Origin of the sequence: Paenibacillus sp. FSL H8-0315, from assembly GCF_038005365.1 — a bacterium.
In the GTDB taxonomy this organism is placed as follows: Bacteria; Bacillota; Bacilli; order Paenibacillales; family Paenibacillaceae; genus Paenibacillus_AQ; species Paenibacillus_AQ odorifer.
Genome location: NZ_JBBOTA010000001.1, coordinates 2,985,380 through 3,004,673 on the forward strand (window position 1 = coordinate 2,985,380; position 19,294 = coordinate 3,004,673).

Here is a 19,294-nt window from a genome sequence, read left to right on the forward strand (position 1 = left end):
TTTTACCTATGAAAACAATTGATGTAAACTTTCATTATCATGAAAGGAGCGAAGCCTTATGAAAAAGATTGTTATAGGCTTGCTGCAGGTAGCGGGACTCACCCTATTCTCATTACTAATCAATGCTGTAACCCCATTTTTGCATATCCCTATTCCCGGAAGCATACTCGGAATGATTATATTGTTTCTTCTGCTTGAGTTTGGTGTCATTCATCTGAATTGGGTTGAAGTTGGTGCTTCTTGGCTACTGGCTGAGCTCTTGCTGTTCTTTATTCCATCTGCTATCGGCGTAATGAAATACGCCAATATTCTGGAAACTGATGGTTTACGTATCCTCGCGGTGGTCATTTTGGGTACGATTGTTGTAATGGCCAGTTCCGGATTACTTACCAGTAGAATTTACAAAGCAAAGGAGCGGAAAGGATCATGTTAAACGCTCTATTATTCTTCGGTCTTACGGTTGCTGTATATCTACTGGCGAAACGCATATATGCTTCTAGTGGCAAAGTGTACACCTCTCCATTGATCATTACACCAGTGCTTATGATTATCTTCTTACTCATCACAGGCATTACTTATGATTCTTACAATGCGGGAGGCAAATGGCTGACGGATTTGCTGCAACCGGCAACTATGGCCTTTGCAATCCCTTTGCATAAAAACTTCAAGGTGCTCAAAAAGCACGCCGCCGAAATTGCGGCAGGCGTGCTGTCAGGGACGATAACAGCGGTGATCTCTTCCATTCTGCTCGCCAAATGGCTGCATGTCAGCGGCGATCTGGCAGCCAGTCTGGTTCCACGTTCGGTGACTACACCGATCGCTATGAGCATCTCGCAAAGTATCGGCGGTGTACCGAGTATTACTGCAGTCTTCGTCATCATTACCGGGATACTCGGTACAATGATGGGCCCTACAGTACTCCGCATCTTCCGCATTGACAATGAAATCGCGCGGGGTGTATCGCTGGGAACCGCTGCGCATGGTACAGGAACATCCAAGGCCTTCGAGCTTAGTTCACTGACCGGAACCATCTCCAGTATTGCGATGATTCTGTCCGCGCTGTTATCCATAGGTGTGGCGCCAGCTTTACTCGCAATATTCCTCCACTAGGCTAACCCAGCTTGAGCCAAGGACATGTCTCTTTAGCACATCTAAGGCGGCATGTCCTTTTTTTAAGAATCCAAACTTAGAATTTAACCGGAAGTCCACTTTGTGCGGACTCGTAAGCCGCACAAGTTACTTTAAGCGTCTTGAATCCATCCTCATAGTCACTGAGAATACGCGAACGATCTCCTGTCCGTACAGCATACAGAAAAGCTTCACTTTCCACTAAATATGGATTTCCTGTGTTTTCAAATTCGGTGCTATTGCCACTTCGCACTTCCAAGAGACGATCCGGGTTCCAGTCCAGCAATCCCCGATCATTATAGAAACTAAGACCTACACTTCCTACCGGATCAGGCAGCACACATGTATTTGAAATATTAGCTATGATTCCATTCTCAAGCTTCAGAGATACGGTACCTACATCGGCTACACTCACACCTTCATGCTGCTCATGCATAATTCGATTTCCGAACATGCCGTATACTTCTTTTACCTCTCCTGCCAGATAACGCACCAAATCGACGATATGAGTGGTTTGCTCGGTGAACTGTCCTCCAGATTGCTCCTGATCACGCCACCAAGCTACGCCCGGCATGCCGCCCATCCACTGGCCCATGACCATACCGATCTTATCACCACGTAGTGTTTCCTTGAGCCGTTTAACATTCTCTTGATAGCGGAAATGGTAGCCTACCGAGGTCAATAAATTATGTTCTTTAATATCTTGCAGCAAGCTGGCAGGAATTTCAGTAGTCATACTAAGCGGCTTTTCTATAAAAAAAGGAATATCCCTCTTGATTAATGAACGTTCAATCGCACCATGAGATTGTGGAGGCACACAGATATAAACAGCATCAAGCTTCTCCGCATCCAACATCTCTGTAATATCACCATATCCAGCAGCTCCATATGGACGTGCCATATCTTCGCCTTTGGCTTTACTGCTTCCACAGACTGCCTGCAACTGGACATCAGCCATCCCTGCCAGCAAATCAGCATGTACCTTAGAGAACCAACCTGTACCCACAATACCCACTTTTAATGTCATATTATTTCCTCCTGCCGATTGATTATGAATACCCTTTCGTAGATTATAACCTCTTATGAGCGTATAAGATAATCTCTCCATTCTTCGGGAAGCAAATGCATATATGGACTCTGCAAAAAACGGTCATCCGCCAACACGATAATGCCCGTATCCGTCTCGCTGCGAATCAACCTGCCTCCGGCTTGGAGTACCTTACACATTCCCGGATAGACATAGGCATAATCAAAGCCATTTTTTCCTCTGGCATTAAAATATTGACGCAGCAGATTGCGTTCAAGACCAAGCTGTGGCAGGCCAACGCCAACAACCATAACCCCATTGAGGCGATCCCCTGGCAGATCCACACCTTCTGAAAAAATCCCTCCAAGTACAGCAAATCCCAATAACGTCTCGTCATTATCTGGACTAAATGCGGCTAAAAAACTTTCTCTAGCTTGCTCGCTCATGCCAGTATCCTGCATCAATGTCCGGATTTCAGGGTAATACTCCGTAAAGGCCTGATATACGTTTTGCAAATAGAGGTACGAAGGAAAAAACACCAGATAGTTGCCCTTTTTAGAGACCATTTGGCTCAGTGCTTTAGTCAACGGAACTAGGGAGGCTTCCCGGTCATGATAACGTGTGGAGACAGGTAAGACGGTTACTTCCCACTGCTCTTTCTGAAAAGGGGAAGACACGGTTAAACTGTAATCTTCCTCCGCTGCACCAATCATATCCCGGTAGTAAGATAATGGAGAAAGTGTAGCTGAGAACAGGATCTGACTGCGAAAGCTCTTGGACATCTGCCGTAGCAGATGCGAGGGATCCAAATTGAATAGCTTGAGATAGACATCCCCTCTACGAACCTCCGCATAGGTAATGTAGCGTTCATCATAGGTCTTAAAGGTGCGGAGCATGCCCTGAACTGCAAAATAGGTATCCAAGAGGACATTTCCCCCTTCTCCTTCCCCATTCAGTGAGACAATACTGGAGCTCGGGTGAATAAGCTCCTGTTCCGCCTCCAAAGAAAATATCTCAAGCAAAGCCGGCAGCTCCTCCGGGAACGAGTCCCACTGCCCTTGCCCCTCTTCATTGCAAATTTTGCGAAGGGAGATGAAAAAAGCATTCACCGATTTAGCGGCTGTACTCAAATTCCGGTTCATTTCTTTATATTGGCGCTGAATTTCCAGGAAAGGGGCTTTCAGCAAAGAGGCGGAGAACATCTCCCGTCCCCGGTCTACCAGATTATGTGCTTCATCTACTAGAAGTACCGTTTCTCTCTTTCTTTCCTCTGTTAGCCGTTTCAGACTGATGCGAGGATCATATATATAATTGTAATCGCAGATCACAGCATCACAGGCATAGGCTGCATCCAACGAGAACTCAAATGGGCACACTTTGTGTTTGTGAGCATACAGTGCAAGGGTGTCTCTGCTCATCAGCGTCTCATGCTCTAACAGATCCATTAATGCCTCGTTGATCCGGTCATAATAACCATCCGTATAAGGACAGGAATCCTTACCACATATCCCCTCTTCGCGAAAACAGGCCTTCTCTTTAGCGGTAAGTGTGATGACATGCAGCTGAAGACCCTGCGTTAGTAACAGCGAGATGGCTTCCTGCGCGGCAAAACGGGTAACCGTCTTTGCCGTTAAATAGAACAATCCTTTAGCTTGTCCTTCGCCCATCGCTTTAAGGACAGGGAACAACGTCGACATTGTTTTCCCGATACCTGTGGGGGCTTGAGCGAACAGACTGACCTTTTCCACGACGGACTTGTATACAGCTCCTGCAAAATGACGTTGTCCCTTTCGATAAGAGGAGAACGGAAAGCTCAACCCCCGAAGACTCTGCTCCTTCTTAGCATCATGACGAACCATCATCTCAGCGTATGGAGCATATCTAGCCACTGTGTCATTCACAAATGAAATCAGTTCTTCAAAAGACAACGTTCGGTACAAGCTTTTTTGCTCATCAGTGGCCCGGTGGACATAGGTAAGCTTAACCTGAATAGAAGAAAGCTCTTGCTCCAGAGCCACCATATATGCGTACATCAGCGCCTGTGCCCAATGAACCTCATGTCCTTCATCCAGTAAATCCAGCAGTCCGGAGGTTGATTTGATTTCTTCGACCGTAAAGCTCCCATCCTCCGAGACAAGCAATCCATCACAACGCCCATCTACAACATAAAGCAGGTTTCCATAAGGAATCTCCGTTTTCAAATAAACCTCCTTGCGGTCACCTTCCTTATATTGCTTTTGGATCTTCTGATGAATTCTTGTGCCTTCGACCATAGCGCCCGTTCCATGAAAGCCAGGTTCAATGCTTCCGCTGCGAAAAACATATTCAACGAGAGTTCTAACTGATAAAGCTACTGTAGAGCTCATCCAGCATCACCTCCTTTTATTATCCATATATCCTTTTTGTTCCCAATTTCCATTTTAGTCCTGAATTCGTTGTATAACCCTGCATGAGAGCAGGAGCGTCAGCTTCAACCCTTTGTGTTCAACTTTACGCGCTCCACTAAGCTTATACTTAGGTTCTTGATTTTTGACATTCTATAGCTAGCCCTGCATAATAAATTTTATTACTATGGAATTATTTTGTCTGGGCGCTGTTTCTTCCTAGCCGGGAAATGGCGTTTTATCATGTAGAAAGAAGGCGAAGCTGTGTCATCCTTTAACTTTAAACAGTGGATCGTTAAACCTTTTGTGTTTTTCACAATAATTTTTATTCTAAAAGCTTTCTTGGCATGGGGCGTAATCTTTGACGATATATTGCCCTGGAAATCATTATTAACTGAAATCCCCTTTGCTTGGGCGCTCTTCTGTATCATTGAACGTTTTGGTTCCAAGCGCAAGCTCGGATATTACATGACCGTAAATTTATTAGTGACAGCCATTTTCTTCGCAGCCATTATGTATTTTAAATATTACGGTGTTATTGTGACTTACCATGCAGCGGAGCAGGTGAATCAAGTCACCGCCGTCAGCAACAGCGTATTCTCACTAATGGATCCATACTACCTGCTGATTTTTACAGACATCATTATTCTTGGCGTCTATTTCTTCTTTAATAAAAAAGGCCGGGTCTATAAGAAAGAGAATATCAACCACCGCCGTGGCGGAAAACTTAAGTATAGTGTTCTGTTTGCAGTCTCACTTGCTTTATGTTTGTTCAACATCTTGCCTAATAAGGCCAGTATGAACGAAATTAAGAAAGCTCAAGAAATGGGAATTCTTAATTATGAAGCTTATACGATCTTCGCTAAAGAAGAGCCTGAGCTAGTCGATTCAAGTGACATTACACAAGATGCCATCAACAAATTGAAGGGGATTAATACTGCGGCTAGTTCTCCACTTCAAGGCATCGCTAAAGGCAAGAACCTTATTATTCTTCAAATGGAATCTTTCCAGAATTTCTTGCTGGGACTTAAATTAGACGGTCAAGAAATTACACCGAACCTGAACAAGGTAATGAAGGACAGTCTTTACTTCCCTAATTTCTATCAAATGGTTGGCCAAGGGAATACGTCGGATGCAGAGTTCGTAGTTAACACTTCCTTCTACATCCCTCCACGTGGAGCGGCAACGATGTCTTATGTGGATAAGGTACTTCCAAGTCTGCCACGCGTGCTTAAAGAAAATGGATATCAGACTGCAACCTTCCACACCAATGTCGTAGAATTCTGGAACCGCGGCGAGCTGTATGACTCCCTCGGCTTCGATCATTATTATGACCGCAAATTTTTTGGTGAAGATGATGTCTTCTTCTTTGGAGCTTCTGATGATACGCTCTACAGTAAGACAGCCGATAAACTAAAAGAAATGGACCAACAGGAGCAGCCTTTTTACGCTCAAGTCATTTCAATGTCAGCGCATCACCCTTTTACTATTCCGGAAGAAAAATACCGCATGAAGCTGCCGGAGCGTTATGAAGGTACTTTTGTTGGTGACTATATCCGTTCCCAGAACTATGCGGATGATGCTTTTGGACATTTTGTAGAAGAGCTAAAAGCAAATGGTGTCTGGGACAATAGTGTAATCATGATTTATGGAGATCATATGGGATTGCCGATTTATTCCCTCGATCATGATGATAAAGAATTGATGACTGAAATCTATGGTCATGAATACAGTTATGCGGATATGATGAACATCCCTCTGCTTATTCATGCAGGTGCTGGCGTAGCATCGCAGACCATTGACGAAGTAGGCGGGGAAGTAGATATCATGCCAACCGCAGCCAGTCTGCTTGGGATTTCATTAGAGAATAACGTATATTTTGGTCAAGATCTACTCAGTCAGACTTATAATTTGCTGCCAGAACGATATTATTTACCTTCTGGTTCATTCATTGCCAGCTCAGGATTGCTTATTCCTGGTAACAGCTTTGAAGACAACACTCAGTACTCTATTTATAACAATGGAACAACGCCGAGTGCCACTGAAGACGAATATAACCGTGCCTTGAGGCTTTTACAGCTTTCCCACAGCTATATCACTCAGTTGCCTGACAAACAACCTAAACAATAAATTACAGGGCGTAGGCAGCCAACGAACAAAAACAGCAGAGCAGCGATTCTCCAATAAGGAGAACCGCTGCTCTGCTGTTTTTATAAAGATATCCATTCCGAAGCTTAGCTGACTAACGCTTCTGGTCCTCGATCATACGGTAATACTCTGCAAAGTTGCGTAGTTCTTCGGGCTTCAGTATGGATAAATGCTCCGCCAGCAGTTCTTTGGACCGGAAATGTCCTTCTTCGAGCACCTGCTGACCTTTTTCGGTGATCGTCACTACAACCGCTCTCCGATCCTTCCCATCCGGCTCACGTTTGATATAACCCAGCACCTCCAAACGGTCCAGCATCACCGTCACCGCACTGGATTTGACCTCCATACATTCTGCCAGCTGTACCACCCGCGACTTCTTTTCTTTCGCTATCATATTTAACAGACCCATCTGTGGCACCGTAAGTCCGAGTTCTTTGTGCAAAGACATTTGAGACATAATCTTACGCTGTACTCTCCACATGGATAGTCCTAGACGATCTATTAACGGATCTATTTGATGTGGCATATTTGTTCAACCCCAATCCGTTTTTAATAACTCAAGCGTACCATTAGAACTGGTTATGATTCAATGGTTTTGTCTACTAAACCATTGAAAGCATGATGGAAAGCGCAAACTTCCACCATTCTCCAATTTCCGACACAGAAATACTATATTCCATGTAAGGTTATAAGCATATCAATACGATATAATCGTAGAGGTGAGAGCTATTATCACTGAGAACATAATTTGTCAAGGTTGGTGCGAAGAATGAAATTAGCAACTAAATTAACTTGGATGATGTTCGTCGTCTTACTTCTTGTAGGATCATCCATCGGGTTTTTCGGATACCGTACAGCTTATAAGCAAGTAGACGAAGCCGCAGGTATCGAATTGGTAGGATGCGCTAATATTACAACCGGCCTGATTGACCCCGCAGACATTTCCGCATTGTTGGCAGGCGATCAAAGTAAACTGGAGGCTGTAGAGGATCGAATCGGTTGGATTGTAGCACATAAGGCTATTTTTAAAGAGGCATTCATCTTATCCTTAGACGGAAAAGTACTTGCCGCAGATTCAAGCTTCCAGGCTAGAGGTTATAAAGCAGGCGATACTTTTTATTTCCCAGCTGAAGTTAAGCAACATATCACTGAGTCCAAGCATTCCTCCTACTCCAAGGTTTATACATACGAAGGTACCTCACTTAAGACAGGTTACGGCCCCATCTATCAGGATCATGATCCGTCTAAACCTATAGTTGCGCTGATGGCTATTAATTTCGATGGCTCCATAATTCAAGAACGAACTCAAGATATCATTGTTCAGCCTTTTATTATCGGTGCTTCCATTCTGGTTATAGCTATTGTGGCAGCTTATCTGTTAATCCGCCGAATGATTAGTCCGTTAACGAAGCTGTCCAAAGGGGTCAATCTTGTTGCACAGGGCGACCTTACTCATAATCCTATTTTATTCAACAGCAAGGATGAGATTGGTACATTAGCCCGTGATTTCAATGACATGACCCAAAGCCTGCGCTTACTTATTACCGAGGTCAATGAGACCTCCATGCAGGTAGCCTCCTCTTCCGAAGAGCTCTCCGCCAGTGCGCAGGAAACCAACCGGGCCGGTGAGTATAGCGTCAATGTTACGATTGAGCTTGCCGATAGCGCGAATTCGCAGCTGCAGAATATGGAGGGTGAATATAAGTCTGTACAAGACCTGTCTCATTTCATCACAGAGATTGCAGGCAATGCAGATAACGCAATGAATAATGCGGTCAGCAACGCTAATAAAGCGCGTACAGGCCGTGAGGCAATGGATTCCACCACACAGCAGATGAGAGTCGTAAGTGACAGTATTACCGACCTAGCACTCATTATTGAAACCTTGGGTGGTTATTCCAAAGAAATTGAAAATATCGTGGGTACTATTGCCAGCATCGCAGAAGAAACCAATCTCCTGTCCCTGAATGCAGCGATTGAAGCCGCAAGAGCTGGAGAAGAGGGAAGAGGGTTTGCGGTCGTTGCCCATTCCGTACGTAAGCTTGCTGAGCGCTCAGCCCATTCCGCTGCGCAAATTGGCCAACTGGTCAACATCATCGTAAACCAGATGGATCAGGCAGGAGAAACTATGAAACGCTCTACAGAAGAGATGGAGCACGGCAGAGAAATGATTGCCACGGCAGGCCAGTCCTTCTCGGAGATTGAAATGTCTGTCTCGGGAATGGCCTCACAAAGCCAGCAGATCTCAGGAACGGTTCGCCAGCTTTCGCTGATCTCCGACCGTCTCGTTACAACCCTTCAGAATATCGTAAATGTCGCTAATCAGACAGCCAGCAGTGCAGAGACATTATCCGCTTCCTCAGAAGAACAGCTTGCCGCAATGGAGGAAGTTGAGTCTGCAGCAGCTTTCTTGTCCTCACTAGCTGAGAAGCTGCAAATTCTGATTGAACGCTTTAAGGTTTCTTAATAGCAAAGGGGCTAGCATCCAAGCAGAGATATTCTGCTTAGACGCTAGCCCCTTATTCTATGTATTGAGATCATCTGCTACGATACTGCTGTATTCGCTATAAACCACTGGCCCAGCTCATGCACCGGCATTGGCCGCCCATAATAATAACCCTGCATCACTCTGCAGCCTAAGGATTGCAGCAGCTCAATCTGCTCTGGTGTCTCCACACCTTCCGCCACGACCTCCATATTAAGATTGGTGGCAATCGCAATGATATTACTGATAATGGCTTTCTTGGAATGCATCTTGCTCTTACGAATAAACACTTGATCAATCTTGAGTGTGTTCACTGGAATCTCATCTAAATTACCAAGGGATGAAAAGCCTGTCCCAAAGTCATCCAGTGATACCCTTACCCCAAGTGCCCGAAGTCTGGAGAGCTGCGCAACCGTCTCTTCCATGTTATTCATCGCAATGGACTCTGTAATCTCCAGTTCAAGGAAATGCGGCTCTAGACCTGAACGTGTGAGTGCTTCTTCTACTACATCGTATAAGCCCCCGCCCTCAAACATCCGTGCTGACATATTTATAGAGACTGCGACATTTGCTATCTCTTCCTTATGCCAAAGCATGTTCTGGCTGCATACATCATGCAGCATCCAATAGGTAATCGGGACAATCAGTCCCGTTTCCTCTGCAATGGGAATGAATTCAGCCGGGGAGATTATCCCATGTTCAGGGTGCCGCCAACGCAGCAGTGCTTCAAGACCCACGGTAACGTTCATATACGAATCCCATTTTGGCTGGTACACAACCATAAACTCGGAGCGTGCCAGCGCTTTACGAAGATCCTTCTCCAGCGACATCCGTCGCAGCTGATGGCGGTTCATCTCCTGATCGAACACACTGAATTTATTCTTACCCGAATCCTTAGAGGTATAAAGAGCTGTATCGGCTGCCTTCATTAACGCTGAGCGGTCAGTTCCATGCATAGGGGTCATACTGATCCCCACGCTTGCAGTAACATATAGCTCATTACCTTGAATACTGTAATATTTCTTAAGCTCATATAAAATGTGCTCTGCTTCCTCTTGCGCGTCCTCCACAGTACAATCTGGAAGAGCGATCAGGAATTCATCTCCGCCCAAACGAAAGACCTTGCCCTTACTTCCTACAGAGCGTCTTAATCTTATAGCGACCTCTCGCAGTAACAAGTCCCCTATATCATGTCCAAGCGTATCATTAATCGACTTAAACCGATCCAGATCCACAAAAAATACGGCGCCAGATCTACTCCCGAAAAATTCATCTTTAAAATAACGTACCAGGCCATGCCTGTTCGGAAGATCAGTTAGTGGATCATAATAAGCCATCCGTTCCAGCACATGCCGGTCCAGAAATACAGCACCACCAGAAATCGCAAGCATAAATAGCGTTACCAAGGACACTCCCATTAAAAGAATAACATCAGTCTCCATAAAAAAAGTTGTATTGCCTAGTAGACCGTTATATTCAAAATGAGTCGCCCTTACACTCGTATAATGCAATCCAGTCACCGAAAATCCGATAAAGAGAGCAGAGTATAACTTCCAGCGGTTAAAACCCACATAGTCTTTAAAATTGTGAAATAGAAATAATCCGATAAAAGACGAGAGCATAACGAGGATTACAGCACATGTCTGAGTCCATATCTCATAATGAATCTCCGCTGCGATCTTCATGGAGGACATTCCGATATAATGCATAGCCGAAATTCCGCTGCCTAGAAGAACACCACTAACTATTAAACAACTTTTTCTTAAACGTGGCACAAACGTAATCCGGAATGCCGAATAGCAGCACAACACACCAACCAATAACGATAATACAGCCCTGCCTGGATAATAATTCACGCTAAAAGGAAAACGGCTCGCCATAATCCCTACATAATGTATCGACCATATGCCACTGCCGAGTACACATGCCCCCGATATTAACCATAAGCGACGAACTTTCCCAAACGAACGAGGGACTTGCGAGATCAGATTCAGCGCGGAATAAGCTGCAGTCGCCGCTAGCGCAAATGATAGTAAAACAATCCAAACGTTATAGTGGATTCCCATTTTATCCATTAGTTAACCTCTTCACCGGTTTTGAATACCGTAATCGCTGCAGCGTATTTCTCAAGTAAAAAATCAGTACACGAATATCAGATAAATGGAAGAGTGCGTAAAGATTATAGGTTATCCCTGAAAAGCAACTTTAGATGTATTCTACCTTGTATTCAGCCGATTGTCTAAGAAAATACTGGAATTTATACCCTTTTTTTATGTCGGCAAAAAATGTCCATATTTGATGCATTCACTCACCCCGAAAAGTTGGATATGTGACCTGTGGTTGATGGGGTTTTGGGGAAGGTCTTTCTCCATAACCATTGATTCAAAACTACCAGAACTAACAGATAGATGTAAATTCCTCCGGTAAATAAAGTGAAGACATAATGAATACCCGCCATCCCCATCAGCAAAAACATAAGCATGAAGGCGACTCCAGTGTAATCCTTTTGTTTGGCTGCCTCATAACGCTCTGAAAAAGGTAAGCTCCGCGGATAAACACGAAAGCAGATGACTGAGAAAATCAGCATGGCGAATAATACCACTACTAAATCAGGTACAATGTGCACACCGAACAACAGAATGAACAATACCGCATCTACAGCAAATAAAGGCAAGACTAGCCGTAGCAGTGCCGCCTTAAGCATCCCACGGTAAATAGGCGTGCTATCGGGTAAAGGAATCAGCCTATAAATCCAAGCTCCTTTATAACTTGTAGAGTATCGTAGCATCTGTATTACAGTCTGCATTAACATCGTGCAGAAATAGATTAACAAGTACACTTTTGAACCTTTAAGGGAACCATCATAACTATTCTGCAATATACCAAATATAAAAATAAACGGGAATGCGATAGAAAAGCCAAGTGCAGGATAGACCTTCAACTTAAAATCGCGCTCATTCTTCATCATGGACCAAGTAAATCGAAAGAAAATCCCCTCTGCCGGTTCCTTGCATACTCTGCGCGAGAGCCACTCTGCGATCTGGCCCTTGTCTTTTCCACCGGAGCCTTGCTCCGCCAGCTTTTGCAAATTCCGTTCAAACTGCGGCATCAGCTTAATATAGGCTGCGATCAGTACAAGTGGGGTTATCAAAGCCAGCATTGAAAGAATGAAGTAATAGGGTTCTCTAGCTCCACCAAGCAACAGTTCAAACGGAGCCGCGAACCAAACCGGAAAAATAAAGTACTGCCACCAAGCAGGATGATAAGCAGCTCCAAGCTCAGTGAGGTTGAACAACCGGGAGATGAATTGATAGCCCACCATTATTCCGATCGTCAGAAGGATTTGCGTATAATTTATAATATCCTTGAGCTTCTCCCCATCAAAAAAACGCATGATCATCAGGTAGAGCAGTGCAGTTATTACGAGGATAAAACAGTCTAACAAGACAATTGTCACCGCATACATCAGAAAAAAAGCGATCCCCTGCTTAAATAGGCTGAATACCAAAGATGGACCAGTGATCGACAATGTAACTGTCCCTAAGTAGAGAAGTACGTGGATGGTTTTGGCCATATTTAAGGTGGTACGGTTGACGGGTTTGGAAAAAAGAATATTTTTATCACGTAAATCAAGCATTACTGAAGAAAAGTCAGAGATCAGGGTTGTGGAGACAAAAAACATAATGATCCCAAAGGTTAAGCTCATTTGCAGCATATAGTGATCGTTGGATAGCGTTAGCGGAATTAATATTAAACCAAATAGTAAATAAATCCACTGTAATCGCAAGGGTGAACCTTCTTTAGCGTTCTCCTTTTTCTGCATACCTGCAAGCGCTGTAGGCGTTCTTCTTCCGTCCATGGTCAGTTTGATCTGTAAAATACTCCGCATGGTGTCGTAATCGACTCCAAATCTTATAAAGGCACCCCGCAGCTTATCCAACAGCCTCAGCACGAAGAAATCAGTCATAAGAGGATACCTCTTGCTCCTGCATGACCGCAACAAATTCACCAGCGATATCACGGTATTTATCAAATCCGGTTAATTGATTGAAAATATCTTCAAGCGTCCCTTCGCGGCCTTTCTCCTTCAGCTCTGCAAAACTTCCGTCCGCCACAATATCCCCGCCATCAATCAAAATGATCCGGCTGCTGATTTTCTCAACCACATCCATGATATGTGAGGAGTAAAAAATGGTCTTCCCCCGTGCCGCCAGCGATGCAAAAATCTCCTTCACTATCATCACGCTATTAGCATCCAAACCACTTAGCGGTTCATCCAGGAATAAAATATCAGGGTCATGCAGCATGCTGGAGATAAGCAGCACCTTTTGCTTCATCCCTTTTGAGAACGAAGAAATCCGCATATCGTAAGACTTCTCCAAACCTAGCAGTGTAGTTAATTTTTTGGCCTTGTAGTCCGCCTCGGCACGACCTAGCCCATACAGCTCGCCAACAAAGGTTAGATACTCTCTTGCAGTGAGGCTATCATATAATTCGGCTACCTCCGGCACATAACCTATACGTTTCTTGTAAGAAACATCTCCATCGGCAATATCCTTACCGAAAATCTCCACTTTACCGTTATATCCTTCTACCAGACCGAGCATAATCTTCACCGTTGTACTCTTGCCTGCCCCGTTAGGGCCGATATAACCAATAATTTGTCCTCTATATACCTTAAGATCAATTCCCTTTAGCACCATTCGGTCTGTATAGTTCATCCATAAACCTGAAATCGCTATGACCGGATCGTCAGCTAAACCCATATCTCAGTCCCCTTTCTAGTAACTAATCAATAATGTGAAATATTACTACTTTATGTAATTACAATAATTGTATCATTTAGTAGAATCCTCTTCCATGATTTAGTCTGCTAATCTTATGTCTAGTTAAAAAAAGAGTGGCCATTAGGCCACCCACTAGAGATTTATAGCGAAAGGCCGCACCACCGATGCCACGAAATGGCTGTTGGCACCCCCTTTATTTGAGCAAACCAGACTAAGATCAGCGTACGTTTGGTCGGGTAGCATTTATAAGTAAGAGAGCGAGCACGCTAGCGGACACAGCTGACCTTATACGCGGCTTTTTACCACATTTGGAGTGCTAAAGGACCCCATAGTCGCTATCAGCATGAAAAACACCATAAACGCACCTTTTTCAAAGCGATAGCGTCGCTGGAGTCCGAAACTATGCCCCAAAGGCTGGAAAGTGGGAATTAACGTCATCTGGGTCCGAAAGCCGCGCCGATAATGAATGAACTGCTGAATCAAGCGGGCATGAGGGCATGAGGGCAAGCGGACAGGGCAAGGGCAACCAGCCAGCCTGCTAACAAACAAAAAAACAGAGCAGCGATACTCCAATAAAAGAGGAATCGCTGCTCTGCTGTCTTAGCCAAACCGAGTCGCCGCATTCATAGTTGACGCTACTTATGTGACGTCCGCTATGTCTTAGTGGCTAATTATTTGGATAGCAAATTGTAAATAACCTGTGCTGCTTCTGCTCTTGTAGTGACTTCTTTCGGATTGAGTTTACCGTTCGCTCCGGTCACTACGCCTCTCTCTACCAGCGCTTGAAGGGCTTCTTGTGCATAACCAGCGATCTGTCCAGCATCACTAAAGCCGGCAAGCGTGGCCGCTGTCTTCTCAGATGGCAGTTCACCTAGCGCTACAAGCGAGCGGTACAAGAGTGTAAATAGCTCCTGCCTAGTGATCTGAATATCTGGCTGGAATTGATTATCTCCCGAACCCGTTGCTACCCCAAGACGTTTAGCTGTAGCAAGATAATTCGTATAATACGTATTGCCTGCATCTGCAAAATTATCAGCAGCAATGGCATCCGGTGTGATGTCATAAGCCTTGAGCAACAAGACGATGAACTGCCCTCTAGTGATTGCAGCATTCGGACTGTAATGTTCAGCATCCGTACCAGATGTGATACTGCGTGCTGCTAAGAAACCTACTGCATGGCTATACCATGATGCCTCTGGAACATCTGCAAAGCTCACCTGATTATATCCAATAATATATTGGGAGAAATGTGTGGTTACGAAATCTACAGTTCCCTTGGCGGCATTGTAATTTCCACGTACATTGTCCAAGCTTCCAGTGCTGTTAATGTGATACACAATAACTGCATCTGACCGTTCTCCCGCTTGCAGCACGTACGGTACGCTGACACGAACACTGCCCCCACCGAAGGTGGAAATCGTACTTTCACCCGCTATAACCGACAAGTCATAAACCGGTCTGTCTCCGAGAACAGCCTTGCCTTCTGCCGTTAATGACACCTTCGCGATTCTAACAATGATGTCTCCGGCATCTGAAGCTGCACTAATGCTCGCCAATGATTTGGCATCAAACGTAATCGTACCCACATTCTCATAATCAATGGTAATCTCCGCCTTCGTTCCGGCGGCTAACTCATTAATTATGCTTCTTGGAAGTATAAGATCAGCTGTTTGAGTATCCGAAGTAGCTGCAACTTTAATTTCAAGAACAGCTTTCTTCCCATCAGCTTCTGCCTTCTTAGCGAGACTCACAAATTCAGCAGCCGTTTCTTTTGTGATCGTAGCAGTAGTAACTCCTGTGGTTTTATCCGTTTTAGTTGCCGCTGTTGCTGACAGGTTCACGGTATTCCCTGCTGTTGCCGTAGCAACCAGTTGCGGGCTTGCTGATGGTGTTGGTGTAGTCGTGCTCGGTGTAGAATTGCCACCCGATCCACCTGTTCCACCTGTTCCAGGATCTGAAATAGGCACATAGGCCGGAACCACAATGTCAGTCGCTGGACTTGCCTTATAACCTTCTTTGGCTGCGTATCTCACTTGATACGTGCCCGGTATTAATCCTGTGATTTCTTTATCTGGTGCATACACATAATTAGTTACACTCGACAGCTTATATTCTAAGGCTGTCGTGGTTCCCGTAATTCTTCCATCGTTGTTCGCTGCTGAGGTAGGAGAAACTCCCTGTAACCCAGTTGGAGCTGCTTGTTCCGCAGTGAATGCTGGAACGATTACATCTGCTGCTCTACCCGCGTTAAATCCCTCTTTAGCTGCGTATCTTACCTGATAGATACCCGGCACCAATCCAACGATCTCTACATCTGATGCGTAGACATAATCGGTAACGGTAGACAGCTTATATTCCAGCGCTTTCGTAGTTCCTATAATTTTACCGTCGTCATTAGCTGCACTGGTTGGTGCTACACCTACTAATCCTGTAGGTGCCGCTTGCTCACCATATGCCGGGACTTCAACTGTAGCGTCTTTACCAACGCTGTATCCCTCTTTTGCCGCATATCGCACATTATAGAAGCCCGGAGTAAGACCAGTGATAGTCACACCTGTTACAGGCTTATAATCAGCTTCTCCAACGCCTTTATACTCCTGTCCTTCCGCTGAACCCGTAATTTGCCCATCATCATTAGCTTCAGAAGTAGGGGCTACGCCTACCAGTCCTATCGGAGCTGCTTGTTGATGGGTGTAAGCAGGAACTTCCACACTTACGTCTTCGCCAGCATTATAAGGAATGATTGTAGGTCCAGCTGCGGAGGTTGGCCCTTGATAGCCCGATGTTGCGGCATATCTTACCTTATAAACACCAGGTGCAAGCCCTGTGATGGCTGATCCCGAAACTGGGGTGTAAGCCTCGTCTCCAGCAAGCTTAAATTCCAATGCTGAACTGGTGCCTACAATTTGCCCATCCTTATTGTCGGCCGCAGTTGGTGCTACACCCGTAAGTCCTGCCGGCACAGCTTCGAGTCTGGAGAATATTTTATCCAGCGCTGTTGTAGTGTTATTGTATCTGGCTCCGATTGGGTAATTAGCCTGCACGTAATCCGGTTGGATATTCGTCCAGCTGTACATAAGTTCAACATGCCCTAGAATCGGTGTGTTTTTGCCTCCTGCATCCTTGTTGTCCTTGTTATAAGTGAACAGATATGGAACCTGAAGTCTGTCTCCGCTCACAGTGTTTCCAAGTCCGTCTACATAACTAATTACAGTTGGTTTAGCAGCTGTATTGTTTTCGGTCTTGATATTGGTCAGATAAGTACGAACCAGATCAACATAAAGCTGCGCATACGGATGATTGGTGGTTCTAATCTGAAGCTCATTATTATTATGCGGATTCGCACTGCCCTTAGTGCCGCTGTTGTTATTAGGCTCAGCAACGGTCACACCAGCATCCAGCTTAGTGTCGAAGAAGTAGATCTTATGGATATTATGTTTTTTGGCATATTCGTTGATATATTTAATCACCGCTTGCGTGTTAGGGCACCACGAGCCGCCTAACAAAATCGCATAGTTTCCCTCACTCGCTAAAATTTGCTTCAGCTGATGATAGGTCACATGTTCATAAACAAGCGTGCCATCCGCTTCGTTGAAGATCGTAGGTTTGCCCTCATTTTCCCCTTCATAGTTCTTATTAAATGCAGCCTTGATATAAGCCGACTCGTCGATAGTGTCATATCGGGAAGCGGCACCCAGCACCTCACTTACTGATGTTTTATACGCATTGACCTTCGCCGCATCAAGTGTTCCGTTCGTCAGGAACTCATTCCACGAATAGCTCTTATCCAGATAGGATACGACAGGAGCACTATTTCCCTGTGCATCCTTGTGATCCTTGTTGTATACCAATAAGAATGGAGACTCGAGCTTGTTAGCAGTCACAACTTCCCCGTTTTTATTGGTATAGCTGACATTGCGTTCTGGATCATCTTTGGAAGACAGATTTAAATTCTTCAAATACTTGTTGACCAGATCAACATATTTATAGGCAAATTTATTATTGCTGTCTGCAATCTGAAGGGTGTCCCCGTCCAGCTTAGTATCAAAGTTATAAATCGTAGAGATGCCATATTCCTTAGCTGCCTCGTTGATAAAGCCGATATCAGCCTGTGTATTCTCGCTCCAAGCACCGCCAACCAGAACAGCGTATGTGCCTTCACTCTCAAAAAGATGAACGATATCTTCATACGTCGCTGTTTTAAATACATGGTTAGCATCATTTAGACGGTCATAGACATGACTGAAATAGTCAAACTGGTTAACGCCGCCTTGTGAAGAGGTTATCGCCTCTGCGGTATCCGGATTAGCATAAGCTCTTCCTGCCTGAGTAGGCAGGATTAGCAGGGAGGCTGCCAGCAGCAGCGTTACAATTTTTTTGAAGGTTAATGGTCGTATCATTATGTGCACCTCGCCTTAAATAGGTTTATGGGAAGAATGGGCTGAAAGGAATCCTGAATGAGCCTGCTGCTCATCAAGGACAAACCTCTTCCTCAGCGGCTGGTGCCGGTGCGGGTGCCTGAACCGTTTCCGCTGGAGCAGGAGCTGGTGCGCTGACCGTGGATGCAGGTGCAGAAGACGATGTTTTCGGTTGAGAAGACTCAACTACCGGAGCCGGGGTCGCCTTAACTACCTCTGTGGTAGAGAAGGTTATAGCTTTTTTGGAAGGTGTCTCCGTTGCTTTTGCTACGGGAGCTGCGGTTTCCTTAGGCTGTTCAGATACAACAGGAGCGGTGGTCGGCTGAACGGCTTTAGCGGTTACGTTTGCTTTTGGAGCAGTCGTAGGCGCAGCAGTTGGCGCAGGCGTTGCTGCGCTGGTTTGCGGTTTAACAGATGCAGATACCGTTGTTGCAGCTGTTGCCGTCTTAGCGGTGTCCGCAGCCGGGGATGCAGCTGCTTTAGGCTGAGCTGCAACCGCTTCTGGAGCTGCTGAAGCCACAACCTTCGCCGCAGAATCAACAGCTGCGGCTGGAGCCGCAGTAGCTTCTGCCGTGACTGTCTCAGCTGCTGGAGCCGAAGCTTCCGGCTGGACAGCTTCTGTTACAGGAGCTGCAGTAGCTTCTGGCTGAACAACAACTGCTGCCGCAGAAGTAGCTGCTGGTAAAGCTGCTGCGGTTACTGCTGTATTACTACTCTCTTGAATGGGTGCTGCCTCTGCTGTTTTTTTGTTAGCGGATACCGCGGCATACGTCAATGCGGAGAAGACGATAGCGGCGGCAACCAAAGAGATCGAAAGCTTTTTCATATGTGTACCATCCTTTTCAAATAAAATAAGAAACCCCTTCACTACATTCTTGTACCTTAAATCCGTAACTCTCCCTTCTCTAAAGTAAAAA

12 protein-coding genes are annotated in these 19,294 nt (G+C 45.2%); 4 read left to right on the forward strand and 8 right to left on the reverse strand.

Annotation, left to right across the window (positions count from 1 at the left end):
- Positions 1 to 58: 58 nt before the first annotated feature.
- Both MHB56_RS12970 and MHB56_RS12975 read left to right on the forward strand, forming a co-directional pair.
- Positions 59 to 433, forward strand: coding sequence for a CidA/LrgA family protein (locus MHB56_RS12970; RefSeq protein ID WP_076123997.1), 375 nt, complete (start codon positions 59 to 61; stop codon positions 431 to 433).
- Positions 427 to 1,110 carry a CidB/LrgB family autolysis modulator gene (locus MHB56_RS12975; protein ID WP_076123999.1) on the forward strand — a complete coding sequence of 228 codons (684 nt, stop codon included), beginning with the start codon at positions 427 to 429 and terminating at the stop codon, positions 1,108 to 1,110. Before MHB56_RS12970 ends, MHB56_RS12975 begins: the two co-directional genes overlap by 7 nt.
- 76 nt (positions 1,111 to 1,186) lie before the next feature.
- On the opposite strand, the gene MHB56_RS12980 is transcribed toward MHB56_RS12975, so the two are convergent.
- Both MHB56_RS12980 and MHB56_RS12985 read right to left on the reverse strand, forming a co-directional pair.
- Positions 1,187 to 2,155 (reverse strand): Gfo/Idh/MocA family protein, encoded by a 969-nt coding sequence (locus MHB56_RS12980; RefSeq protein WP_076124001.1) that lies wholly within the window; start codon positions 2,153 to 2,155, stop codon positions 1,187 to 1,189.
- A gap of 53 nt (positions 2,156 to 2,208) precedes the next feature.
- Positions 2,209 to 4,521, reverse strand: coding sequence for a helicase C-terminal domain-containing protein (locus MHB56_RS12985; RefSeq protein WP_341143648.1), 2,313 nt, complete (start codon positions 4,519 to 4,521; stop codon positions 2,209 to 2,211).
- A gap of 282 nt (positions 4,522 to 4,803) precedes the next feature.
- Between MHB56_RS12985 and MHB56_RS12990 the strand changes: the two genes are divergently transcribed.
- The gene (locus tag MHB56_RS12990; protein ID WP_076124004.1) at positions 4,804 to 6,669 is read left to right on the forward strand and encodes an LTA synthase family protein; all 1,866 of its coding nucleotides are present in this window, start codon (positions 4,804 to 4,806) and stop codon (positions 6,667 to 6,669) included.
- A gap of 112 nt (positions 6,670 to 6,781) precedes the next feature.
- Here the strand turns inward: MHB56_RS12990 and MHB56_RS12995 are convergent, their stop codons facing one another.
- Positions 6,782 to 7,213: a MarR family winged helix-turn-helix transcriptional regulator gene (locus MHB56_RS12995; protein ID WP_081383180.1), complete on the reverse strand. Its 432-nt coding sequence runs from the start codon at positions 7,211 to 7,213 to the stop codon at positions 6,782 to 6,784.
- A 243-nt stretch (positions 7,214 to 7,456) separates the two neighbouring features.
- Between MHB56_RS12995 and MHB56_RS13000 the strand changes: the two genes are divergently transcribed.
- A complete protein-coding gene (locus MHB56_RS13000; protein WP_076278297.1) occupies positions 7,457 to 9,154 on the forward strand; it encodes a methyl-accepting chemotaxis protein in 1,698 nt (565 codons plus the stop codon).
- A 77-nt stretch (positions 9,155 to 9,231) separates the two neighbouring features.
- Here MHB56_RS13000 and MHB56_RS13005 read toward each other — a convergent pair whose 3' ends face one another.
- From MHB56_RS13005 to MHB56_RS13025, 5 genes are all read right to left on the reverse strand, one after another.
- Positions 9,232 to 11,247 (reverse strand): bifunctional diguanylate cyclase/phosphodiesterase, encoded by a 2,016-nt coding sequence (locus MHB56_RS13005; protein ID WP_340941123.1) that lies wholly within the window; start codon positions 11,245 to 11,247, stop codon positions 9,232 to 9,234.
- Positions 11,248 to 11,480: 233 nt separating this feature from the next.
- Positions 11,481 to 13,139 (reverse strand): hypothetical protein, encoded by a 1,659-nt coding sequence (locus MHB56_RS13010; protein ID WP_076124007.1) that lies wholly within the window; start codon positions 13,137 to 13,139, stop codon positions 11,481 to 11,483.
- Positions 13,132 to 13,938, reverse strand: a complete 807-nt coding sequence (locus MHB56_RS13015) for an ABC transporter ATP-binding protein (RefSeq protein ID WP_036682032.1) — start codon at positions 13,936 to 13,938, stop codon at positions 13,132 to 13,134. Before MHB56_RS13015 ends, MHB56_RS13010 begins: the two co-directional genes overlap by 8 nt.
- 692 nt (positions 13,939 to 14,630) lie before the next feature.
- Positions 14,631 to 18,359, reverse strand: coding sequence for an S-layer homology domain-containing protein (locus MHB56_RS13020; RefSeq protein ID WP_340941125.1), 3,729 nt, complete (start codon positions 18,357 to 18,359; stop codon positions 14,631 to 14,633).
- Between the two features lie 73 nt (positions 18,360 to 18,432).
- The gene (locus MHB56_RS13025; protein WP_340941127.1) at positions 18,433 to 19,203 is read right to left on the reverse strand and encodes a hypothetical protein; all 771 of its coding nucleotides are present in this window, start codon (positions 19,201 to 19,203) and stop codon (positions 18,433 to 18,435) included.
- Positions 19,204 to 19,294: the final 91 nt, after the last annotated feature.

Bases quoted from the DNA above. Each gene is read 5' to 3' on its own strand.
- MHB56_RS12970 (WP_076123997.1), top strand. From the start codon at position 59: ATGAAAAAGATTGTTATAGGCTTGCTGCAGGTAGCGGGACTCACCCTA.
- MHB56_RS12975 (WP_076123999.1), top strand. From the start codon at position 427: ATGTTAAACGCTCTATTATTCTTCGGTCTTACGGTTGCTGTATATCTA.
- MHB56_RS12980 (WP_076124001.1), bottom strand. From the start codon at position 2,155: ATGACATTAAAAGTGGGTATTGTGGGTACAGGTTGGTTCTCTAAGGTA.
- MHB56_RS12985 (WP_341143648.1), bottom strand. From the start codon at position 4,521: ATGAGCTCTACAGTAGCTTTATCAGTTAGAACTCTCGTTGAATATGTT.
- MHB56_RS12995 (WP_081383180.1), bottom strand. From the start codon at position 7,213: ATGCCACATCAAATAGATCCGTTAATAGATCGTCTAGGACTATCCATG.
- MHB56_RS13000 (WP_076278297.1), top strand. From the start codon at position 7,457: ATGAAATTAGCAACTAAATTAACTTGGATGATGTTCGTCGTCTTACTT.
- MHB56_RS13005 (WP_340941123.1), bottom strand. From the start codon at position 11,247: ATGGATAAAATGGGAATCCACTATAACGTTTGGATTGTTTTACTATCA.
- MHB56_RS13010 (WP_076124007.1), bottom strand. From the start codon at position 13,139: ATGACTGATTTCTTCGTGCTGAGGCTGTTGGATAAGCTGCGGGGTGCC.
- MHB56_RS13015 (WP_036682032.1), bottom strand. From the start codon at position 13,938: ATGGGTTTAGCTGACGATCCGGTCATAGCGATTTCAGGTTTATGGATG.
- MHB56_RS13020 (WP_340941125.1), bottom strand. From the start codon at position 18,359: ATGATACGACCATTAACCTTCAAAAAAATTGTAACGCTGCTGCTGGCA.
- MHB56_RS13025 (WP_340941127.1), bottom strand. From the start codon at position 19,203: ATGAAAAAGCTTTCGATCTCTTTGGTTGCCGCCGCTATCGTCTTCTCC.